The organism is Candidatus Poribacteria bacterium (assembly GCA_021295755.1).
GTDB lineage: Bacteria > Poribacteria > WGA-4E > WGA-4E > PCPOR2b > PCPOR2b.
The window spans coordinates 38,556-61,419 of sequence record JAGWBT010000002.1; the positions used below are offsets into that span (position 1 = coordinate 38,556).

Sequence of the window (22,864 nt, forward strand, 5' to 3'; positions counted from 1 at the left end):
GATTTGTGTTCACGGGTTGGCTAAAAAGCGGATTGCACCCTTTCCGTCTTGCCACTCCTTGCAGACCGCTCGCACGCATCTAACACAGCGATGACCTTCGTACCGACCTCTGCGTTGATTAGTGGCTGTTTGTCGTGCTTGAGACAGTCTTCAAAATGTAGCATATAGCGCACCACTTCGCCGATATGTCCGACATCGGCAATCTCATCTGTCTCCATAGCAACAGCATCTTCGACGGGGATGACGCTGCGATGGTCATCATCGAAAATTGCCTGTCCATTGACAACACTGCCGGCAGTTCCGTAGACCGATAGCCCTAGCATTGGCATCGGTGCATGGCAGATACCGTAAAGCCCAAGCACACGTCCGAGCCGTCCATCCTCATAGATCAGATTGACCATCCAGTTGTCGTTGAAATGTCCCTCGCCTGACGGATATCGCTCATCAATTCCGCTTTCGTGGGCAATTGCCTGTACGGCACTAGGGAAACCGAGAAACCAGATAATGAGATCCATCGGATGGCACACACCACCGTAGAGCGTTTTCTGAGGCATCTGGTGTCTCCAAGGTGTCGCTGTAAGCACACTGCGCATATCATGTACATAATGGGCTTCGGCTGCGACGATATTGCCAAGTTTTCCAGACTCCATTAATCGGTGCGTGTGCATGAAGTCTGGTCGGAAGCGACAGGTCTGTCCCACCATGAGTTTCAAACCGGTCTCACGCGTCTTCTGTAATACACGAACCGCATCGTCGAGGCTGTCAACGAAGCCTTTTGTACAGATTATATGTCTACCACAATTGAGGGCATCAAGGCAGTGCTGTGCATGGAGCGGATCCGGTGTGTAGATGCCTACGATGTCAATTTCATCCCGCTGGAGGAGTTCCCGATAATCTATCGTTGCGAACGGGACGTTATGTTCGGTACGGATACTTTCGAGCCGATTCGCATCTGTATCACAAATCCCTCGGATTTCCAGATCAGTATCGGGAATCTGTCGAATCCCAAACATTGACTTCCCCATTCCCAATCCAATAATACCGACGCCAATTTTTTCCATGTTGCTATCCTTCCTGTTTCGATGCAATTAATGAATTTTTGAACTAATGAACTCTTAAACTCAATGATTTCATGGGGCGGAAGTTACGGCATACGAAGTATGCCTAATACCAGCGACTTGGGTTAACTTTAATGGATTTTTAGGGAAAACGCAAGGCTACTGAAGCAATTATATCGAACAATAGAATTTTGCTTGTATAAAAATTCGGTTTGTGCTACAATATGACAAATCTTTGGGTGCGCTTTAGCGTATCATGCTGTATTGCAGGTTAGATTCCTGCTCTAGTAACTTGCACCAGCAAACCTAACCTCAACTGTGATGTTTGTGTATTGATACACGATTGGTTGATGGTTTAGTAGAACCCATGATTCTACAACTTGAATGTTTCAGTAGGAAATATATCATGCAGACATCTCACTGGATAGCCCTGTCTATAGGGCTATTTGCAGTCTTAGGTGGATTCACTGGTTTGGGGGTTTTGCTATTCAGTCTGCACAAATCAACAACGAGATATTTTGATGCCAAGTTTGAACAAGTTGACATAAGGTTTGAACAAGTTGACACAAGGTTTGAACATATCGAAGTTAGATTCAACAATATCGAAAAGAGGCTATCAGAATTGTCCGATAGTATTGCAGCTCTGAATAAAGCCCACATCGATCACTTGGATCATCATATTACCAACTGAAAAGTCATCGTGGGAAGCAGGGGGAAACGGTGAATACAACGAGAGAATGTAGACTCTTTCATGCACATCAGGTTAGAGTGGCATGACTAAATTGAAAGATGAACTGATGTCGGAAGCCTCATAAATACCGAACAGGTGAATCCACAATAATAAGTTTGTAACCAATAAGGTATTGAACCTAGGTTGATGTTTCCAATATGCAGTTATCAGCATTGAGGGTTTTGGCTATAGACCGAATCTGTCGAGTGAACACTGGCAAGTATACTGCTGGAGTTGATGGAGTTTCTACTCCGTGAACAAAAGCAGAACGCCTTGACTTTATGACAGAATTGTTCTATAATCTTGATATAACCAAAGAATCCGACCCCATAAGGCGGGTATACATACCCAAATCCGAGGGCAAACAGTGTCCTTTGGGTATTCCTACAATTCGACATTTTCGATTCTTCAATATCGAATATCTGAACACAACCAATGGGTTGATTGCCGCCAATCATCATTTATAAATCGGCGAACCGTGTGCGGTGAAAGTCGCACGCACGGTTCTGATAGGGAGAAAGATAAAACGATTTATCCTACCTATCCATACAAATTGTCATACCATAAACCATATTCATTCACTTTAGAATGAATTATCTCTTCGAGGAGGTAACAATGAGAAGTATAGCAGGAATAACAATTGTTAGCATTTTTGTTTTTAGTATTATCCTCAGTGGCTGCGGCAAATTGAGCAAAGAAGAGTTTGCCATGGAGATGGATAAATACAACCAAGAAAATGCATCGGCACACACCGATTTGGGCAACCAAGTCTCTGAGCTTAGTGGCAAGGTTGATGCTCAAGGGGATGCTTTGAGGTCGGAGGTGTCTATGGCAAAAGAAGCCGCTATTACCGCCTCTCAACAAGGTGATGCGGATACAATTTCAGCCGCCAAAGAGGTAGCTGAAAGTGGGGATGCCAAACTGCGTGAGGAACTCATGCAGACCGCAGATATGGTTAGCGAAAAGGCGCAACAGGCCGCCGCATCTGGAGATCAGAAACTCCAAGACCAGATTGCTGCAGTTGAGGATACAACCAAAATGCAAGCCCAAAAGATATCCGATTTGGAAGCTGCACTCATGGAGACAAAAAAGGCTCTCACTGCAACTAAAGAGATGGCTGCTGCCAAACCAATGATGGTGGCTACAGTTCAGTTCCCCAGTGGGAAAATCGGCTTGACTGCGGCTGCCATGGAAACCCTTGATAAAGCAGTAGCAAAGATTCAAGCAGATGCTGAGGCATCGGTACTCGTCAAAGGGCACGCGGATGGCAGCCCTGTACTAAGGGGAAGATACCGCAGCAACTGGGATCTTTCTCAAGCCCGCGCAGATTCGGTTGTGCAATATCTCCAGAGCAAAGGCGTAACGAATACAATTCAATCTCGTGGACTTGGACATACGGAACCTATCGCTCCAGTTAAGACGAGAGAGGGGCGCGCCCAGAACCGGCGAGCAGAAGTCATTATCTTGCCAGCTGGTTCGATGATGTAGCACTTCACACTGTATCTAGCTTTAAGGGAAATTGGATGGAATCTGCTTCATCCCAATTTCCCTTTTTTTATGGTAATTAAGGTGCTAAAAAGTTCGTAGATCGAGTTTCTATACTCAATAGTGACTAGAAGAGTTGCTGTGCAAGGAACATTGTTTTTCCGGGCTTATCATACGTCATCCGAATAATATATATCTGTTGTTCTGCTGGAACTTTAAGAGTCAGACTAGGAAACCTGCGCTGCCAACACTCAGTGGCATATAGAGTACCAATTGTAAGTTACCGTCTGGAAAGCACATGGCAAGTAAGAACCAACTATTTGAAACAAAAACAGAATTTATCGGCACACGCGGCGTTAGAGAGTACCGTGAGACCATCCCTGTTTGGGTGAATACAAGTGATGTTGTGCTAGAAATCGGTTGTGAGTGGGGCACAACAACTGCGTTGATTGCGCCACATTGTAAGAAGGTCATTGGTACTGACATCAGTTCTAAGTGTATCGAGCGTGCACGGGAAATGCATCCTGACCTGCACTTTGAGGTCCTAGATGGATTCGATGTTAAAGCAGCGCTTGAGTTTGGTGAACAGTTTAACAAGATTTATATTGATATATCCGGTTTATCCGGCTACCGGTCTCTGCTTGATACAATTTCTTTACTCATGATGTATGCGACTGTGCTGCGGCCCGAAGCAATTATCGTTAAAAGTGGCGCGCTCAAACGTTTTGCTGCACACTGTATCCCGTGGCGGTCAGCGTCATCTTAATCATCGTTTGAGGAGATTTTGGTCAATCCAGTGCCAGACTGATCGATTGCCGTTTCGCGCACCATGCACCTCCCACAGGGTCCTGTCACTTATAAATATGTAGAGGTTGGTAAGACACTCTATCAAGCGGTGTCAACGCGGACACCGCGATTTCCGCCTCGTGTTGCGTATGTGATGCTTAACTCGCTATTTGAGGAAGAGCGGGAGCCAATCACGGTGTATGATCCGTTCTGCGGTAACGGCGTCATCCTCTGCACAGCATACCTTCTTTTTTGGCGGAAAATAAAAAAATTGATCGGGGCAGACCTGCATCCAGTTGTGTTAGAAACAGCGCAGCAAAATTTTCAGTGGATGAAGGAGCAGAACGCCCTTGAGCAACGGTTACACGCAATCCAGGCGTACAAAACCGAGAATGATGAACTGAAAAGGTCCTATCAGAAGCGGTGCCGATTAATCTTCAATCACGCGCAACAGATTCACCTTGAGGTGGAACTCTTGCAACATGATGCAACTCGGATTCAGGATCATCTGGCTTTGATTGATGGCAAGGTCGCGCTCGTCACGGATCCGCCTTACGCTCACAATGACCATTGGCATCCAAAAGATGGACCTGAATCAGCGGATTTTGGTCCTCTTGAGCCGTTTCTTCAACAGATTGCAGAAGCGCCAAATGTGGCTACGCTCCTAATCTGTTACCGAGTCGATCAGCCAATTCGCAGGTTGTTGGAGACGTACTTTATGGTGACGCCGCTCGGTGGAACAAAAGGTAGAGCCATCTACCGATGCCAACCGAGATGACGTTGATATGTGCAATGTAGTGACAACCAAGAACAGAATGGGACCGTTGACAATTCGCAAGAAATGAACAGATCTTATACAGTACCTCCATTGTTGCTCATAGTGCTTATTGGCTGTTTCGTGGGAAATATCTCACTTGAATCAGCGGTTGTCTCAGAGACGCCAACTGAAGGCGAACAGACGAACCTATTGCCGGATTTTATGAGGCGTGGCGTCGAATCCACATCGTTTCACATCGCTTTCTTTTCCTACAAGCCAAACTTAGAGCAGCTCACAGGGTTGCTGAACAGTCTCGGTGCGCCAGCGCTCAACGCCGGGTTGATGCCCGTTGCTTCGGTGAAACTGAAGCACACGACGGAGCTATCTTCCCAAATAGCACTTGGGTATTGGACGAATGAAACGGTACTACCGCCGCCAACTGCTGCGGACCTTTCCGCGACCTTTATCCCCATTTCGTTCAGTTTGCTCTACCGTCCGGTGATGCTTTATGACTTTCTGCCGCTTTATGTTGGGGGTGGCGTTGGGTATTCACACTTGAGTGTTGACGGCAGCGGTCTTGTCCTATTGGCGGAACAAGGAATCGTTCTTGATAACGGGAATTCTGGTTTGACAGGGTATGTGCAGATTGGGTTAACCTATCTACTTCTCGACGATCGGCTTACCCTTACCCTTGAGGCAAAGCGGATCCTTAAGACGTTCAAGGGGAGCGGGGCGCTTCCCTTCGATCTTGATTTTGACGGCACAGCGATTGGCGTGGGGATTGGACTACACTTCTGAGGAGAATGAAGTTGAACGCGGATTCTTTGAAAGATAAAACAGCTAGAGAAATCTTGCCTTGGCTCGCTTGGGCATGTCTAATCGCAATTTTAGGTTGTGAGACCGGTGTAATAGACAATTTCGAAGGTATCAAGGTCGAAACCACTTTTCGGCCTGATCGGATTGATTTCGACATTTTTCTGTTGAATGAGAACGGTCGGCCGTTGATCCAGACTGGAAGTATCTTGACACCGGGAACTGGTCCTAGGAGCCTCTCGGAGTCCAAATTCACAGCACATGTCGAGATCTACTCAATGCGGAATGATGCTAGAAGCAAAAAAGTCTACGATGGACGTCCCATAGATTTGCGATGGGGGGCACTCGGTGGAAACCGTAGGGTCCTTTTTGCAGAAATACCCCATCGGCTGATTGAAGAAGATGAGCAGCGTGACACGAGGAGGGGCGTGATTATTGTCACATTGCAAACGGACAAACAGGGGCCATTTAAGGATACTCTGGGGAAGGCACAGATTTATAGCCGGGTGCCCTAATTTAATCAGCAATCTCCAATATTTTCTCTCCCTATGTTTATTCGATTAACCTTCCTGAATTCTTATCACACAATTTTAGTTAATCCCTTCTTCCCTTTTTTCGTCATTCTAATAGCTAAATATACACTATAGCCGAACCCCTAAGCACCAAAAGAAGAAAGTATGAGTTTCGATCTGCGTCAATTCCCTGAAATTAGAAGATACCTGTTTCTTTTAAGTTTTATATTCTTATTTCCGATCTGCATAAGCTCTGCCTCTGAACCGATAGAATATCGAGCCGAGGCGTATCGAACTTTTCAGAGCATTGAGATTGACGGGGATTTCAATGAAACCGATTGGCAGCATGCAAAACTGATAAATCAGTTTGTCCAAACCGAACCTGATGAAGGCGTGCCGATAACTGAATCGACAGCGGTCCGCATCCTTTACGATGAGAAAAACATCTACTTCGGTTTTACCTGTTCAAGTTCATGGCGTGATAGCATTGTTGCCAACGAAATGCGTCGAGATGCAGAAAATTTGCGTGAGAACGATAATGTTTTCATCCTTTTGGATACCTACAACGATAAACGTAATGGGGTTTTCTTCCGCATCAATCCATTAGGTGCGATGCAGGATATAGCGTTGACAAACAGCGGAGATAGCCAGAACAGGAGTTGGGATGCCGTATGGGACTGTCGCTCCAAGATCAATGATGACCATTGGACAACGGAGATTGCTATTCCCTTTAGTCAACTCCGTTTCAACAGAAGCGAGTCGATGGTCTGGGGTATAAATTTTGGACGAACCATCCGGCAAAAGAATGAAGAGGCAACGTGGGTTCCCGTATCGAGACAGTATGGCAGTCGATCGAAATATCGAACCGCTAACCTCGGCAGCCTAGTTGGTTTGGCAGGCATAACTCCGTCTAGGCGGCTTGAAGTTCTGCCTTATGTTTTACCGGGGGTGAGCCGAATCGAGGGCGAGGAGGGCACCGATGGGGTATTCGACATTGGATTAGATCTCAAGTACGGTTTAACCTCGAACCTTACCGCAGATCTGACTCTTAACACCGACTTTGCGCAAGTTGAAGCGGATCAGGAACAGGTCAACTTGACGCGCTTCAGTTTGTATTTCCCGGAGAAGCGTCCCTTCTTCTTGGAAGGCGCCGGATTATTTGATTTCGGTATTCCTCGCCCCAGTTTCTTTAGTCCTCCTCCGTTAATTCTCTTTTACAGTCGTCGCATCGGTCTTGAGGAAGGTTACGCCATTCCGATTCTCGGTGGGGGCAAGATTACAGGCAAAATGGGACCATACGGCATTGGTCTGTTGAATGTGTTGACAGATGAGTTTCACACGGATCCATCGGTTACGGATGAAGACGATATTGTTGATCTGTCTAGGACAAACTACTCCGTGCTGCGTGTGACGCGAGATCTCTTCAGTGGTTCTAGCATCGGGGCGATTGCGATTAATAAACAGGATACGGATACATACAACCGCGCGGGAGGATTGGACTTCGCATATCGTCCAAACGACAGTATTGATGTGCGTGGACTGTGGGCACGGACTTATGAGGAGGAGGTTTCTGGCAAGAATGATGCGATGTACTTTGGCGGTACTTGGCGAAACAGTCTACTTCGATTTAATGGAACATATACGTTCATCGGTGAGGATTTCAACCCTGAGGTCGGATTCGTCCGTCGTCAGGGCAGCCGACGATTCCGTGGACAGATGCGTTTTACCCCTTGGCCCAGAAAATTCGGTGTTCGCCGCATTTTCATGGGACCGGAGGTTGACTATATCCTCAACCAAGATGATGAACTGGAAACGCGGGAGTTTTCACTCACCAATTGGTTTCAACTTGAGCAGGGCAGTTGGATCAACGTTGAGATTCGACGAACCTCTGAATTTCTCGACGAGGATTTTGAAATCCGAGAGGGCGTTATCATACCAGTTGACGATTACAATTTAACTACCCTCAGAACGATGATCGATACGGATGAAGGAAGGAAAATTTCGGGTCGATTCGGGGCAAATTACGGTACCTTTTTTAACGGTACAAATCGTGGGTTTGATATCCAAGCGAACTTTAAACCGAGCGGCCGCCTCGCCTTTGAAACGCAATATCAATTTAACCGGGTGAATCTCCCGAGTGAAGATCCTTTCAATGTGAATATTTTCGGGAGCCGTATTGTTTATTCTTTCACCACAACTCTTTTTGCGAAGTTGTTCGCCCAATGGAACAGCGATGATGAACTGATTTCCGCCAATTTCCTGCTGAACTACATCTACCGTCCCGGCAGCGATTTCTACCTCGTTTTCAATCGGATTTATGATAGTGGTAGCGCGAAAACGACACCTGGGGAATCTACGGTTGTTGCAAAGATGACTTATTGGTGGAATCCGTAACGCATGAAACATAGCACATTTTTAAATATTTGATTTTTTCGCAAAGGAAACTGTCTATGATTTATCATTTTAACAGAATACCTACAACGTCAAGGTGTGGAAAATCTTTTCTTATTTTGTCTATGTGCTGTCTGTTGTTTCCGTTCATTGTGAATGCAGATGCGGACTCTATGGAATACCGCGCTGAAGCATATCGAACATATCAGAGCATTGAGATTGACGGAGAATTCAACGAGGAAGACTGGCAGAATGCAAAAACTATCACTCGACTCATCCAATATGAACCTGTCGAGGGAGAGTTAATTTCGCAACCTACAGAGATACGCATTCTTTATGACGCGAAGGAAATCTACTTTGGATTTACCTGTTTTGACGACGATATTTCCAAAATGGTTGCCAATGAGATGCGCCGCGATGGCAGTGGTCAGGACGGATTGCGTGAAAATGACCATGTCTCTATCCTTCTGGATACCTATAACGATCGGCGCAATGGATTTTACTTCCGTGTCAATCCGCTAGGAGCAAAGGAAGACATCGCTTTAATAAACAGCGGAGAGAGTCGAAATCAGGCTTGGGATGCGATCTGGGAATGTCGGACCAAAATCAATGATAACCATTGGACAGCAGAGATAGGTATTCCTTTCAGCCAACTTCGTTTCAGTAAGAGTGACGATATGACATGGGGGCTGAATTTGGGACGAAGCCTTATGCGCGACCAAGAGGACGCAACATGGGCACCGCTTTCCAAAGCGCATGGATTCTTTGCGAGATACCGCACTGATGTTATTGGTGATTTGGTCGGGTTGCAAGGGATTACTCCCCCTCGGAATCTGGAACTGCTGCCCTATGTCTTGCCGGGGGTGAATCGTATTGAAGCCGAAAAGACAACTGATGGAGTATTCGACATCGGCTTGGACCTTAAGTACGGTGTGACCTCCAATCTGACAGCGGACCTGACGTTTAACACCGATTTTGCGCAAGTCGAGGCGGATCAGGAGCAGGTCAACCTCACCCGTTTCAGCCTGTTTTTCCCGGAGAAGCGTCCCTTCTTCCTAGAAGGTGCGGGGCTGTTTGATTTCGGCATTCCCCGCACTAGCTTCCGCCGTCCGCCGCCGCTGCTTCTGTTTTATAGCCGCCGCATCGGTCTTGAGGAGGGACGTGCCATCCCGATTATCGGTGGGGGCAAGATTACAGGCAAAGCAGGGCCTTACGGCATCGGTATGCTGAATGTGTTCACGAATAAATTGCTTGATGAGACCGATCCTGAGGAGATTATTGATGTGCAGCGCACCAATTATTCCGTGTTGAGGTTGACGCGGGATGTTTTCAGTACCTCTCGGATTGGATTAATTGGCATCAACAAGCAAGATACTGACACATACAACCGGGCAAGCGGACTTGACTTCACATATCGTCCAACCGATAGCCTTGATGTACGTGGCCTCTGGGCTCGCACATTTGAAGCGGATGTCTCCGGTCAGAACAACGCTTTGTACCTCGGCAGCACTTGGCGAAACAGGGATCTTCGCTTGGAGGGTTCATATATGGACATCGGTGAGAACTTTAACCCCGAGGTCGGATTTATCCGGCGAGAGGGAATCCGCCGAATCAATAGTCAAATCCGTTATAGTCCCCGGCTCGGCAAATTTGGGATTCGCCAAATCTATACAGGACCGGAGTTTGATTTTATCCTCAATCAAGACAACCAACTGGAAACTCAAGAAATCACATTGACCAACTATTTTCGGTTTGAAAGCGGTGCCTACATTGGGTTTCTACCTAAACGAACCACTGAACACCTTGATGAGGATTTTGAAATCCGAGATGGGATTACTATCCCTCCGGGCGAATACAGCTTCACTGAAATGATGATTAGAGGTTCCACCGATGATACGAAAGCCCTCGCAGGGCAGTATAGTGTGAATTTTGGTAACTTCTACAATGGAAGCAGGTGGGGATTTACCCTCGACGCGAGCTTCAAACCGAACGGGCGTTTGAATGTTGAACCTATATTTCAGTTTAACCGTGTTACGCTTCCCCAAGAGGCATTTAATGCAAGCATTTTTGGTGCCCGTGTCGGCTACTCCTTTTCGACAACGCTTTTTGCAAAGATATTCGCCCAATGGAGCAGCGACGATGACATAATCGCTACCAATGTTCTGCTGAATTACATCTACCGTCCTGGTAGTGATTTTTATCTCGTTTTCAACCAGATTTATAATACTGGCGGTACAAAAACAGCACTTGACGAATCCACAGTTGTTGCAAAAATGACTTACTGGTGGAACCCGTAAACTTGAAACGTAAAATGTGAAACGTATGATCAGTATACTGCATTCCCCCGATTCAATCGGGGAGACGACTGATATACTCGCATTGCCACAGATCCTTACCTTAGAATCAATTCCGGAGCCATTTTGAAAGGAGACCGTTTGTGATTTATCACCTCAATTTTTGGTATCAGTTGTCAAGTGGTAGTATTCTGCGACATGGAAAATGTTTTTTTCTGTTAGCTATCTGCTATTTGGTATTTCCATTCGCTGTGGGTGCTGACCCTGGTCCCGTAGAGTACAAGATTGAAGCATACCGAACGTTTCAGAGCATTGAAGTTGATGGTGATTTCAATGAATCTGATTGGCAGCACGCGAGTCCGATTGATCGGTTTTTCCAAATTGAGCCCGATGAAGGCGAGTCGATAAGCGAACCGATGGAAGTCCGCATCCTGTACGATGACAAGAATATCTACTTCGGTTTTACCTGTTTTGAATCACAGATGTCAAAACTGGTTGCCAACGACATGCGTCATGACGCACAAGATCTACATGAAAATGACAATGTCTTTCTGATATTAGACACTTATAACGATCAGCGCAACGGGTTTTCCTTCCGCATCAATCCGCTGGGGGCATACCAAGACAGAGCTGTAACGAATGGTGGAGACAGCTTGAATCGGAGTTGGGATGCGGTTGTCGCATGTCAGGCGAAGATCAATGGGGACCACTGGACAGCCGAACTCGGCATCCCGTTCAGCCAACTCCGTTTTGATAAAAGTGACAGGATGACTTGGGGGATGAATGTAGGACGGGGAGTTCGTAAGAACAATGAGGAAGCGATATGGGTGCCGGTGCCGAGACAGTATGGAGGGATGGCGAAATACCGCCTCGGCAACCTCGGCAGCCTTACTGGTTTAGAAGGGATTGCCCCATCTCGTCGCCTGGAACTGCTGCCTTATGTCTTGCCGGGGATGAGCCGTACCGAAGAAAATGAGGACACCGATGGAGTATTTGATATCGGCTTGGACCTCAAGTACGGTATCAACTCTAATCTTACTGCGGATTTGACCTTTAACACCGACTTTGCCCAGGTTGAAGCTGATGAAGAACAGGTCAACCTCACCCGTTTTAGCCTATTCTTTCCTGAGAAGCGTCCCTTTTTCTTAGAAGGGGCGGGGTTATTTGATTTTGGTATTGGTCGCAGTAGTTTCCGCCGTCCGCCGCCGCTGCTTCTGTTTTATAGCCGCCGCATCGGTCTTGAGGAGGGACGCGCCATCCCGATTATTACAGGGGGTAAGATCACCGGCAAAATGGGACCTTACGGCGTCGGTATGCTGAATGTGTTGACAAATGAATTTCACGATGATACAGATCCGGAGGAAATTGTTGATGTGTCACGCACCAATTACTCCGTGTTGAGGTTGACGCGAGACCTGTTCAGCGGCTCACGTGTCGGATTAATCGGGATCAATAAGCAAGATGGAGATGCCTACAATCGTGCTGGCGGATTCGATTTTTCATACCGTCCGGCAGACAATTTCGATGTGCGCGGACTGTGGGCGTATACTTCCGATTCGGATGAGGAAGATGGGAGCGATAATGCGTGGTATGTCGGCAGCACTTGGCGGAATGACTTACTTCGAGTAGGTGGTTCATACACGGACATCGGTGAGGACTTCAACCCTGAAGTTGGATACATCCGGCGGGAGGGCATGCGTCAAATCCGGAGTGACCTGCGTTTTACCCCTTGGCCCAGAAAGTTTGGGATTCGCCGCATCTGGACGGGTCCGGAATTTGATCTTGTCCTCAATCGGGACGGTGACTTAGAGACCCGCTCCATCCGCTACAGCAACTGGTTTGAACTGGAAAGAGGTGGTCGCTTACAATTTGAGGTGCGGCAGACTGCTGAACACCTTGAGGAAGATTTTGAAATCCGAGATGATGTCATCATACCCATTGATGAGTATAGTTTTACATCAGCTAGGGCAGGGATTCAGACCGATGAAAGTAAAATGCTTGCTGCGGAATTTGATGTGGATTTTGGTGAGTTCTACAATGGTAATAGGCGCGGCTTTGACATCGGGGCGACCTTCAAGCCGAGCGGACGTTTCGCCCTTGAATCCCAATATCAATTTAACCGGGTAACCCTCCCTGGGGAAGACCCCTTCAATGTAAATGTGTTTGGAGGTCGCTTCGCCTATTCCTTCTCGACCCAACTCTTTGCGAAACTGTTCGCCCAGTGGAACAGCGACGATAATGTGGTTTCCACCAACTTTCTGCTCAACTATATCTATCGCCCCGGCAGTGACTTCTACCTTGTTTTTAACCAGATTTATGACGGCAACGGTGGAGGCGCCAATCTTGAGGAATCCACACTTGTTGGAAAGCTAACGTATTGGTGGAATCCGTAAATTGGTACATTAATGAACGGATGTACTAATGAACTAACATATTTCGAGAAAGGAGCATTACCTATGAATCAAGAAACAGTTTGGTTACTTTCAGAAACGGGCATATTAGATTTCAACGGCGAACCGATTCACGATGCTCCATTTCAGCCTGCATCGGTCATTGCGGGAGATGTGGGGCAAGATCGGTTATCTGTTATTGCCAACGACCATGAGGTTTGGACGTATGCTTCGGGGGTATGGGATCAGCAGGTTTCAACGGATATCACCCTGAACTGCGTGTGTTGGACGTCCGACGATCGGCTACTCGTGGGTACGGAGCGCGCTCGGCTCGCATGGGTTGCCGATGGCGAGTTGAATTTTATCGACGGTTTTGACGCTGTGCCGGAACGCAGGCTGTGGAAAACGCCGTGGGGTGGACCTCCGGATGTACGCTCTTTGGCTGTCTCCACAGACGGAACCATCTACGCGAACATTCATGTCGGTTGGGTTGTCCGCTCGCGTGACGGTGGAAAGACGTGGGAAAATCTTCAGGAAGGGTTGGAGATGGATGTGCATCAGGTCGCTACGCACCCAACCGATCCGGCAACCGTCTTCGCTGCGACCGCTCACGGGTTCTATCTCAGTAGAGATTATGGTGATACGTTTGCGCACCAGCGGAGTGGTATGCCCTACTATTATCAACGGGCATGCGCTTGCTTTCCTGAAAGTGATGTATATCTAGTTTCCACCTCACGAGGTCCCCACAGCAGGGTAGATGCCCAACTTTATCGAAGCGATGACGCAGGCGAAAACTGGACGTTGGTCACTGGTCTACCGGAACAGATCGGTGAGAATATTGACACCTTTCAGATTATTACCTTTGGTAAGGCGAACGCGCTGGTTGTTGTGGACGACACCACGCTGTACCAGACCGACGACTACGGGCTAAATTGGCAAAAGGTAGCCGATTATCCGAGGTTGTTCGGTGGACTCGTCGTTCAAATGCCGCAAGCGGCTTGAGATTTCGGTTTTCTTTTACTTAGCAGCTACAAATCTACCCGTAGGAGAAAGTAATACCATTGGCATATCAAGAGATGTTAGATACATTACCCACCTCAATAGAAACAGCTTTAAAGGCAGCGAACATTTCTTTAGACAAGGTAAGATTCGCCGCACAGAGTGATCTCAATCCCGACGGTCTGTTCGGTGAAAGCTGGTTCGTCCTGACCGATACAGAGATCTTGGCACTTGATGCGGGAGGCGTTGTTCTCCATCGCGTGCTATATAGCGAAGTGGTAGAAGTGCGTTCGGAAGCAGTTGTTGACGGAGGAATTCTCGTTCTGGAGATGATGGGAGATGCCCTGGATCTCATCCGTTACTCAAACGGTCTGATGCCGAAGTTTGGGTATATAGCGAAATTTCTCAGTGAAGAGATCGAGCACCGTCAAGGGAAACGCGACGAAGCACCGATGTGGGAGTACGAAGAGGAGCAGAAGTTCTGCAAGGCGTGTGGCTTGCCGCTTCCCGATGTGTTTTTGCCGTGTCCAGCGTGCACCAAGAAGCATCGTGTTATGTTGCGCATTCTCTCCTATCTCAAGCCACATAAAAAGCGCGCGGCTGTGGTGGTGTTGCTCATGCTTGTCTCAACACTGATTGCGCTCATGCCGCCCTATTTTACAAAGATTCTCATTGATGATGTGTTGAAGCTAAACGAAGACCTCGCAGCAGCGCAAGGTGCTGCAAAAACGGCGGTGAGTCAATTCTTTCGGTCGTTTGAGACAGCAGCACTTGCCTTGACGGTTGCCGTCGGTTGTCTCGTGGTAGCACATATCCTCACCCATATCCTCGATATTTTTCGTGGGCGTTTGGCTGCGTGGTTGACCTTCCGCATGATAGCAGACATCCGTGACCAGATTTATGAGCGATTGCACGGGCTTTCGCTTCGGTTCTTCGATAAGCGCAAGACAGGGACCGTTATCTCCCATATCACAGAGGATAGTACGCGCCTACAGTGGTTTCTGTTAGATGGGCTTCAGTTCCTCGTTATTGACCTGTTGATGCTTCTTGGCATTGGTGCTTTCCTATTTTCGATGAACTGGAGATTGGCGTGCTTTATCCTAATTCCAATCCCGTTGGTAGTCCTTGGCGCGAGGTGGTTCTGGAAGAAGGTTCGTGGACTCTGGCATCGGGCGTGGCGGCGAAGATCGAAGATGTACGATATTGTGAACGACTCGGTCTCCGGTATCCGTGTTGTTCGGGCATTCGGTCAGCAGAAGAGTGAAGTTGGACGGTTTTCCTATACGAACGAAGATGCCCGCAATTACGACACGGTTGCCGAAAAGGTTTGGGCAACCTATTATCCGTTGCTGCAGTTTGCTGTTCAGTTAGGAACGATTATCGTCTGGTATGCTGGAGGATTGCAGATTCTCATCGACGGAATGACGTTCGGTACGTTGATGGCGTTTCACTTTTATTTGGCGATGTTTTACGGACCGTTACGACATCTGAGTCCAATGGTTAACTGGGCGTCGCGGGCAATGACAGCAGCGGAACGGATCTTTGAGGTCATCGACTCTGAGCCAGAGCAATTAGATGACACTAGGCTCGTCTCGAAATCAAAACTCCAAGGAGAGGTCAAATTCCACAATATGACCTTCGGTTATGATTCGCATAAGCCTGTCCTCCGAGATATCAATCTCCACGTCAAACCGGGTGAGATGATCGGCTTAGTTGGGCATTCTGGGGCAGGAAAATCGACACTAATTAATCTCATTTGCCGGTTTTACATGCCGGATTCAGGGAGTCTCACCATTGATGGTATAGATATAACGGAAATTCGCCTTGAGGACCTGCGGCAACAGATTGGTGTCGTGCTCCAAGAGCCGTACCTTTTCAATGGGACCATTGCGGAGAACATCGCCTACGCAAAACCGGGCGCGGGGATGGAAGCAGTCATTACCGCCGCAAAAGCTGCCAACGCCCATGAGTTCATTGTGAAGTTTCCTGATGGATATGACACGGAGGTTGGTGAACGGGGTGGTAGGCTGTCCGGCGGAGAACGGCAGCGAATATCAATTGCACGGGCAATCCTACACAATCCGCGCATCCTGATTCTCGATGAAGCGACCTCGTCGGTTGACGTTCAGACGGAGCGCAAAATCCAGCAGGCGATTGATCGACTTGTGCAAAACCGTACCACCTTTGCCATTGCCCATCGGCTCTCCACCCTGCGGAACGCAGACCGCCTCTTTGTTATAGACAAGGGCCGAGGTGTCGAATGTGGGTCACATGAAGAATTGATGGAGAAGAAGGGAATTTACTACAACCTCGTCGAGACACAGCGGCAAGCTTCCGAACTTCGCGCAGAGGCACAGATTGTCAAGGGATAAACATGAACACAGAAAAAGAAAAGATGTCTAAGGGTATCGCCGCCTTGGAATCGGGGCCTCCACTCCCACTCTCGCTTGACGATGATGATTTCACGCCGAGATATTTGGATCCGGAGAAGATACGCCTATTTCGGTCACCGATGGGAACTCCGCGTCTGGAGATCCTAGAAGAGGTCTGCTACACTCGTGTGGCGGTGCGCCGCATCCTCCCGTTGAGCGACCCCAATCGTTATATCTCGCTTGGGATTGGAGAGGAGGTAGAAATCGGTATCATTGAAGACCCATCACGACTCGACTCCGAAAGTCTCGAAATCCTGCGCGAGGAGCTCGATAAACGATACTTCACACCTATCATACAGAAGGTTTACCGCGTCAAGGAGCGATTCGGCATCCATGACTGGGAGGTTGAAACATCGCGTGGACGAATCACGTTCTCTGTGCAGGGGCTTCATCAGAACGTTAGACATTTTCCACCTGCGCGACTGCTTGTAACAGATGTCCGTGGGAATCGGTACGATATTCCAGACTATCACAGACTCGATTCAAACAGTTTTAATCAAATTCAGCGACATCTGTAGGTTGGTCCAGTGATTACTAATTTGAACAATCAAGACGGGAGACAAGCAATGACTGCTTATTTTAGTCTTTGGAATCAACTTTCACTATGTAGAATTGCTCAAAATCGAGGATTATTTCCCGCGATAAGATTGGGATTCAAAGCAATCTGTTTGACCATCTTTTTGTCATTTCCGCTAATTGTGAGCGCAGATCCCTCCCCGATAGAGTACAAAGCAGAGGCGTACCGGACCTTTCAAGCCATTGAGATTGATGGCGATCTTACTGAACCTGATTGGCAGAACGCCAAGCGCATTGGTCAGTTTGTCCAGATGGAGCCGGACGAGGGCAAGCCGATGACGGAGGCAACAGAGGTTCGCATTCTTTATGATGACAAAAACATCTATTTTGGTTTTACCTGTTTTGACTCGGATATTTCTAAAGTGGCCGCCAACGAGATGCGCCGCGACGGCAACCTATGGGACAACGACAATGTCTTTGTACTTTTAGATACCTATAACGACCAGCGGAGCGGGTTTTTCTTCCGTGTCAATCCATTGGGGGCAATGGAAGATGTTGCTATAATGGACAATGGAGACAGCCGGAACGAAAACTGGGATGCAGTCTGGGACTGTCGCACAAAAGCTAATGAGAAGTACTGGACAGCAGAGATTGGTATTCCGTTCAGTCAACTCCGTTTTGATCGTGGTGATGTAATGACATGGGGCATGAATATGGGACGGAGCCTCATGCGCAACCAAGAAGAAGGGATGTGGGCACCGGTTTCCAGAGCACATGGTTGGCGAGCCAGATATCGCACTGCTAATATTGGACGTTTGGTAGGCTTAAAAGGAATTACGCCCTCCCGGAATCTCGAGTTGTTGCCTTACGTTTTGCCGGGGGTGAGTCGAATCGAGGTAGATGACGATACGAATGGAGAGCTTGAACTCGGCCTTGATGCTAAGTATGGGATTACCTCAAATCTTATCGCGGATCTCACCTTCAACACTGATTTCGCGCAGGTCGAAGCCGATGAGGAACAGGTTAACTTAACCCGTTTCAGCCTGTTCTTCCCGGAGAAGCGTCCTTTCTTCTTAGAAGGTGCCGGGCTGTTTGATTTCGGTATCCCCCGCACTAGTTTCCGCCGCCCACCGCCACTACTCCTCTTTTATAGCCGTCGCATCGGTCTTGCGGAGGGACATGCTGTCCCGATTATCACTGGTGGCAAGATTACCGGTAAAATGGGACCTTACGGCATCGGTCTATTAAATGTTTTTACGGATAAATTTCACACTGATGCCTCTGTTACTGACCCTGATGAAATCGTTGATGAGCCGCGTATGAACTACTCGGTATTGCGCATGAGGCGAGATCTCTTCAGCGGTTCGACTGTTGGATTGATTGCGGTCAATAAACAAAACGCTGACACATACAACCGCGCAGGTGGATTTGACGTTGCGTATCGTCCTTCCGATAATATCAACTTTCGTGGGCTATGGGCTCGCACGTTTGAAGAGGGCGTGTTCGATCAAAGGGATGCTTTGTACTTTGGGGGTGATTGGCGGAATGAGAATTTACGCCTAGAGGGTTCATACATAGATATCGGCGAGAACTTTCAACCCGGAGTTGGATATGTCCGGCGGCAAGATGTCCGCCGCTTCCGCGGTGAAATGCGATTTACACCTATGCTTGCTAAATTTGGGATTCGTCAAATTTGGGCGGGCCCTGAAGTTGACTTCATCCTCAATCGAGATAATGAGCTAGCAACCCGAGAGTTTACATATATGAACTGGTTTGAGCTAGAAGGCGGAGGTTGGTTTGGTTTTCAGGCGCAGCGAACCTTTGAACGCCTCGACGAGGATTTTGAAATTCGAGATGACATCACGATTCCGATCGACGAATATCATTTCAATTCCTTCCGGGTTTCGATTAATACCGATGACTCACAGATGGTGTCTCTCCAATTAGGAACGAATTTTGGGGGGTTCTTCGATGGGGAAAGGGTCGGTTTTGATATCGGACCGGATTTCAAGCCAAATGGGCACTTCAGTCTTGAGCCGCGTTTCCAATTTAATCGGGTTACCCTTCCTGCGGGTTCATTCAATGCGAGCATTTTCGGTACGCGTGTAAGCTATTCCTTTTCCACAAGATTCTTTACTAAACTGTTTGCCCAATGGAACAGCGATAGCGGTGAGATTTCCGCTAACTTTCTGCTTAACTACATCTACCGCCCCGGCAGCGACTTCTACCTTGTTTTCAATCAAATCTATGACGGCAGCGGCGCAGGTGCCAAGTTGGAGGAATCCACATTTGTCGGAAAGATGACTTATTGGTGGAACCCGTAACGTAAGATTTGGCCCTTGGTAGACTCTCACGCTCAAACCGACGCATCTCCTCTCGGATCTACAAATTCCTGATACCTCCTCGGCGTATTTTTACGGTTAACAGTTTATGTTGGCATAGATTGTGCTTGCCTTACAAACCGTATTTTTACGTTTGACGTTTCCGGGGGATACCATGAAACGCTTGATTTCATCATTTTCAGTCTTTTTCGCCGTCCTTTTCTGTGTAAACAGCTATGCTGAGTTCTCTCACCAATTTCTGTTTGGACATACTGGACGGGCGCTTTCCGTTGCGTTTAGTCTTGATGGAAGGTGGCTCGCTTCTGGTGGTGCAAATGAAATTCTCATCTGGGAAATCGGTGTCAGTGAACCAATGTATACCCTGACTGGACATACAGGCAAAGTCGAAGACCTCGCTTTCCGCTCCAACGGCAATCTTGTATCTGCGTCCCTTGATGGAACGGTGCGATTGTGGAATATACAGGCGCAACAAGAGATTCGTGCGTTTGAGGGACATGTTGGACAGGTCACGTCTGTGGATTTTAATTCCGATGGGAGCCGCATCGTTTCTGGATCACGAGATCGGACGCTCAAACTGTGGGAAGCGGACACTGGTGCACTTATAACAACTCTTGAAGGGCATACAGACGTTGTCTGGTCTGTTGCATTTAGTCCAGATGGCGGCATAATCGCCTCCGGATCAGAGGATGGCACTGTGCGTCTGTGGAATGCCTCTGATGGTTCACAACTTCATAGCTTGACTGGACATATGCAAGGGATTCTTTCTGTTGCATTCCATCCGGACGGTAATCTCATCGCGTCGGGGGCTAGGGATGGAACTGTCCGACTGTGGAACATCAATACGGCGGCACCCGGTGACAGGATCGGGGAGACGGAACCGTTTGCGACCTATGACCGCCAAGTGATGTCAGTTCGTTTTAATCCTAACGGACGCCTCCTCGCTGTGGGGCTACTAAATTCACCGGCTGACAACACCCTCAAACTGTGGGATGTTTCTACCCGCTCTGAACTCCAATCTTTCGACACGCAAATCATACACGATCTCTCGTTCAGTCCAACTAGTCCTCAACTAGCAGTCGTAGGGGCAGCCGAGGGAACGATCATTATCTGGAATTCAAGTCATTTAAGGCCGGTGCTCGTTGAACCACAAGGAGGCAAGTTTGTCAAACCTTCACAAATCAACTTGAAATGGGGAGCCGTTAAAGATGCAGTCTACTACGATATTGCAATTTCCAGCGATTCAAACTTTATTACTGCGAACACACGATTAATAACTGCTACTGTCAACGAGCTATCCTTTGATGCTGAGAACAATATCTCCCACTATTGGTGGCGCGTTCGTACCGGCAGCTTCGGCAGAGTCAGTGATTGGTCTGAGGTCCGGGACTTCCAAGCCCTAGGTTGTGTGGTGAGGATAGTTCCCTCGGTTCGGCGGATCAATTTAGGAGAGGAGTTTGCGGTTGACGTTTTCGTCGAATCCGTCATCGACTTAAGAGGGTTTGAGTTCGATTTGCAATGGACCAATCCTGATGCGCTAACGTTTGTGACTGTCACCAAGTTCCGAACTATTTTTGGAGAATCTGGAATTGGACATCAGCCGACAGAGCCACCAGACCAGATAAATGGGATATACAAAGATGTCAGTGCTGCCATAACAGGCGCTAGCGGAATAACTGGTAGCGGCATCATGTTGGGCGCTTCATTTCGGGCAAAAGCCGTTGGATTGAGCAAAATTCAGTTGCGAAATCTTATTCTTGTCGACTCAAATGAGGAGCGAATCGATTGTGAAATTCACGAGTTAAAAGTGATTGTCGAAGACCCCGTTCAACCGTGGGATGTCAACGTCGATGGGGTTGTGAACATCTTCGATCTTAGCATTGTCGTGCGATCCATAGGGCAGCCAATTCCGACAGACTTGGATATTTATCCAGATGTCAATGGTGACGGTGTTATCGATATCAACGATTCTGTACTAGTAAGTGCACATTTTGGTGAATCCTATCAGACTGATGAAACCCGTGCTGCTCCGCAAGCCGCCGGTGAATCCCTGTACTTAATTCCACCATCGATACGCAAGCAGCTTGAATCAATTTACCGCGAACTCTTGTTGATGCCTAACAATTCTCCAGAGTTTATCCGGGCTAGACAGGTTTTGCAATATCTCCTTTTCCCACCGGTCCCGGTGCATAATCAGTTGCTGCAAAACTATCCTAACCCATTCAATCCAGAAACGTGGATTCCTTTCCACCTTGCTTCAGCCGGTCAGGTCACGATTGGGATCTATGATACTACTGCGACGCTTATCCGTCAGCTCGACTTGGGATACCTGATGCCCGGACACTATCTGACTCGAGGCAAGGCAGCGTACTGGGATGGAAGGAATGTATATGGTGAGCCTGTCGCCAGCGGGATCTATTTCTACACACTTTCCACAGCGTCCTTCCATGCAACCCGGAAAATGATTATCGGCAAATAGGAGAAGTATTTCAATGAAGAACAGGTCTCGTTCTTTATTGCTTGCAGAGCAATATCTCGGTAAGGAGGTCTCAATTATTATGGACAGACCTCTCGGCAGCAACCATCCTAAACACGGTTTCGTCTATGAGGTCAATTACGGCTATGTTCCCGGAACACAATCCGCTGACGGTGAAGAATTAGATGCATATTATTTAGGGGTCAGCCGACCTCTACGTGTAGCAGAAGGTAGATGTATTGCCATTATCCATCGGTTGAACGACGACGATGACAAGTTAATTGTTGTTCCTGAAACCCACATAGATTTAACGGACGGCGAAATCGCCAAAGCCGTCAACTTTCAAGAACAGTGGTTTGATTGTGAAATTCGTCGGACACGCGCTTCAAGTAACTGTTGACCAAGACAACAAATGGTAATAAAGTTAGGACTTACGCACATGGTCAAAAAATAGGTTATAATAACGCAAGGTGCTAGGACGGATCATTACATGATTTTTACACATTAGGACTTACGCACTTCAGAGTTTTGACCTGTAAGGGACCTGACAAATCCCTGACATTTGGCGAGGTTATGGTGCCATTTCAGTGAAAAACGGTTCATAAATATTGTGTATTTGGCAGTTCAAAAAGCCATCTACACGCACCTTCTGTTGCGTGGTAAAAATCTACAAACGCCCTGAAGCTAGGCCCCATCAGGGTTCAAAGAGACATCCACCAAAGATGAACCCCCGATGGGAGGGTGAATTTTTTTCTGGGACCTAACAGGGCCCTGCCAAATTGCCGAATCGTGCCGGTGGGGCATTGAAACGGAACCGAGTATCGGGACTAGCCGAAGGGGTTGGATTTTACCGTTCAACTGCGTAAGTCCTAAAAGTAATTAGCAT

General features: G+C 47.7%; 16 protein-coding genes. 15 read left to right on the forward strand and 1 reads right to left on the reverse strand.

All coding sequences use genetic code 11. The features are described 5' to 3' along the window. Positions 1–20 precede the first annotated feature (20 nt). Positions 21–1,061, reverse strand: coding sequence for a Gfo/Idh/MocA family oxidoreductase (locus J4G02_00570; protein MCE2393089.1), 1,041 nt, complete (start codon positions 1,059–1,061; stop codon positions 21–23). Positions 1,062–1,464: 403 nt separating this feature from the next. On the opposite strand from J4G02_00570, the gene J4G02_00575 reads away from it, so the two are divergent. From J4G02_00575 to J4G02_00645, 15 genes are all read left to right on the forward strand, one after another. After that, a complete protein-coding gene (locus J4G02_00575; protein ID MCE2393090.1) occupies positions 1,465–1,749 on the forward strand; it encodes a hypothetical protein in 285 nt (94 codons plus the stop codon). A 654-nt stretch (positions 1,750–2,403) separates the two neighbouring features. Then, positions 2,404–3,276 carry an OmpA family protein gene (locus J4G02_00580; GenBank protein MCE2393091.1) on the forward strand — a complete coding sequence of 291 codons (873 nt, stop codon included), beginning with the start codon at positions 2,404–2,406 and terminating at the stop codon, positions 3,274–3,276. Positions 3,277–3,571: 295 nt separating this feature from the next. Further along, complete coding sequence (locus tag J4G02_00585) at positions 3,572–4,039, forward strand: class I SAM-dependent methyltransferase (protein MCE2393092.1); 468 nt, start codon at positions 3,572–3,574, stop codon at positions 4,037–4,039. A gap of 63 nt (positions 4,040–4,102) precedes the next feature. Then, positions 4,103–4,837, forward strand: a complete 735-nt coding sequence (locus J4G02_00590) for a hypothetical protein (protein ID MCE2393093.1) — start codon at positions 4,103–4,105, stop codon at positions 4,835–4,837. Positions 4,838–4,900: 63 nt separating this feature from the next. Then, positions 4,901–5,614 (forward strand): hypothetical protein, encoded by a 714-nt coding sequence (locus J4G02_00595; protein MCE2393094.1) that lies wholly within the window; start codon positions 4,901–4,903, stop codon positions 5,612–5,614. Between the two features lie 11 nt (positions 5,615–5,625). Then, positions 5,626–6,144, forward strand: a complete 519-nt coding sequence (locus J4G02_00600) for a hypothetical protein (protein MCE2393095.1) — start codon at positions 5,626–5,628, stop codon at positions 6,142–6,144. Positions 6,145–6,306: 162 nt separating this feature from the next. After that, positions 6,307–8,535, forward strand: a complete 2,229-nt coding sequence (locus J4G02_00605; protein ID MCE2393096.1) for a carbohydrate binding family 9 domain-containing protein — start codon at positions 6,307–6,309, stop codon at positions 8,533–8,535. Between the two features lie 56 nt (positions 8,536–8,591). Next, positions 8,592–10,829, forward strand: coding sequence for a carbohydrate binding family 9 domain-containing protein (locus tag J4G02_00610; GenBank protein MCE2393097.1), 2,238 nt, complete (start codon positions 8,592–8,594; stop codon positions 10,827–10,829). A 140-nt stretch (positions 10,830–10,969) separates the two neighbouring features. Next, positions 10,970–13,219, forward strand: a complete 2,250-nt coding sequence (locus J4G02_00615; protein ID MCE2393098.1) for a carbohydrate binding family 9 domain-containing protein — start codon at positions 10,970–10,972, stop codon at positions 13,217–13,219. Between the two features lie 63 nt (positions 13,220–13,282). Next, on the forward strand, positions 13,283–14,218 hold the full coding sequence (locus J4G02_00620) for a hypothetical protein (GenBank protein MCE2393099.1): 936 nt from the start codon (positions 13,283–13,285) through the stop codon (positions 14,216–14,218). A 614-nt stretch (positions 14,219–14,832) separates the two neighbouring features. Then, entirely contained in the window at positions 14,833–16,587 is a 1,755-nt protein-coding gene (locus J4G02_00625) for an ABC transporter ATP-binding protein (protein MCE2393100.1), read from the forward strand. A gap of 2 nt (positions 16,588–16,589) precedes the next feature. Beyond that, the gene (locus J4G02_00630; protein MCE2393101.1) at positions 16,590–17,165 is read left to right on the forward strand and encodes a DUF1854 domain-containing protein; all 576 of its coding nucleotides are present in this window, start codon (positions 16,590–16,592) and stop codon (positions 17,163–17,165) included. 48 nt (positions 17,166–17,213) lie between these two features. Next, positions 17,214–19,487 (forward strand): carbohydrate binding family 9 domain-containing protein, encoded by a 2,274-nt coding sequence (locus J4G02_00635; protein MCE2393102.1) that lies wholly within the window; start codon positions 17,214–17,216, stop codon positions 19,485–19,487. 172 nt (positions 19,488–19,659) lie between these two features. Next, a complete protein-coding gene (locus J4G02_00640; GenBank protein MCE2393103.1) occupies positions 19,660–21,981 on the forward strand; it encodes a hypothetical protein in 2,322 nt (773 codons plus the stop codon). 37 nt (positions 21,982–22,018) lie between these two features. After that, positions 22,019–22,378: an inorganic diphosphatase gene (locus J4G02_00645; GenBank protein ID MCE2393104.1), complete on the forward strand. Its 360-nt coding sequence runs from the start codon at positions 22,019–22,021 to the stop codon at positions 22,376–22,378. Positions 22,379–22,864: the final 486 nt, after the last annotated feature.

What these genes read in the sequence shown, in the direction of transcription:
- J4G02_00570 (MCE2393089.1), bottom strand. Translation starts at nt 1,061, where the DNA reads ATGGAAAAAATTGGCGTCGGTATTATTGGATTGGGAATGGGGAAGTCA.
- J4G02_00575 (MCE2393090.1), top strand. Translation starts at nt 1,465, where the DNA reads ATGCAGACATCTCACTGGATAGCCCTGTCTATAGGGCTATTTGCAGTC.
- J4G02_00580 (MCE2393091.1), top strand. Translation starts at nt 2,404, where the DNA reads ATGAGAAGTATAGCAGGAATAACAATTGTTAGCATTTTTGTTTTTAGT.
- J4G02_00585 (MCE2393092.1), top strand. Translation starts at nt 3,572, where the DNA reads ATGGCAAGTAAGAACCAACTATTTGAAACAAAAACAGAATTTATCGGC.
- J4G02_00590 (MCE2393093.1), top strand. Translation starts at nt 4,103, where the DNA reads ATGCACCTCCCACAGGGTCCTGTCACTTATAAATATGTAGAGGTTGGT.
- J4G02_00595 (MCE2393094.1), top strand. Translation starts at nt 4,901, where the DNA reads ATGAACAGATCTTATACAGTACCTCCATTGTTGCTCATAGTGCTTATT.
- J4G02_00605 (MCE2393096.1), top strand. Translation starts at nt 6,307, where the DNA reads ATGAGTTTCGATCTGCGTCAATTCCCTGAAATTAGAAGATACCTGTTT.
- J4G02_00610 (MCE2393097.1), top strand. Translation starts at nt 8,592, where the DNA reads ATGATTTATCATTTTAACAGAATACCTACAACGTCAAGGTGTGGAAAA.
- J4G02_00620 (MCE2393099.1), top strand. Translation starts at nt 13,283, where the DNA reads ATGAATCAAGAAACAGTTTGGTTACTTTCAGAAACGGGCATATTAGAT.
- J4G02_00625 (MCE2393100.1), top strand. Translation starts at nt 14,833, where the DNA reads ATGCTTGTCTCAACACTGATTGCGCTCATGCCGCCCTATTTTACAAAG.
- J4G02_00630 (MCE2393101.1), top strand. Translation starts at nt 16,590, where the DNA reads ATGAACACAGAAAAAGAAAAGATGTCTAAGGGTATCGCCGCCTTGGAA.
- J4G02_00635 (MCE2393102.1), top strand. Translation starts at nt 17,214, where the DNA reads ATGACTGCTTATTTTAGTCTTTGGAATCAACTTTCACTATGTAGAATT.
- J4G02_00640 (MCE2393103.1), top strand. Translation starts at nt 19,660, where the DNA reads ATGAAACGCTTGATTTCATCATTTTCAGTCTTTTTCGCCGTCCTTTTC.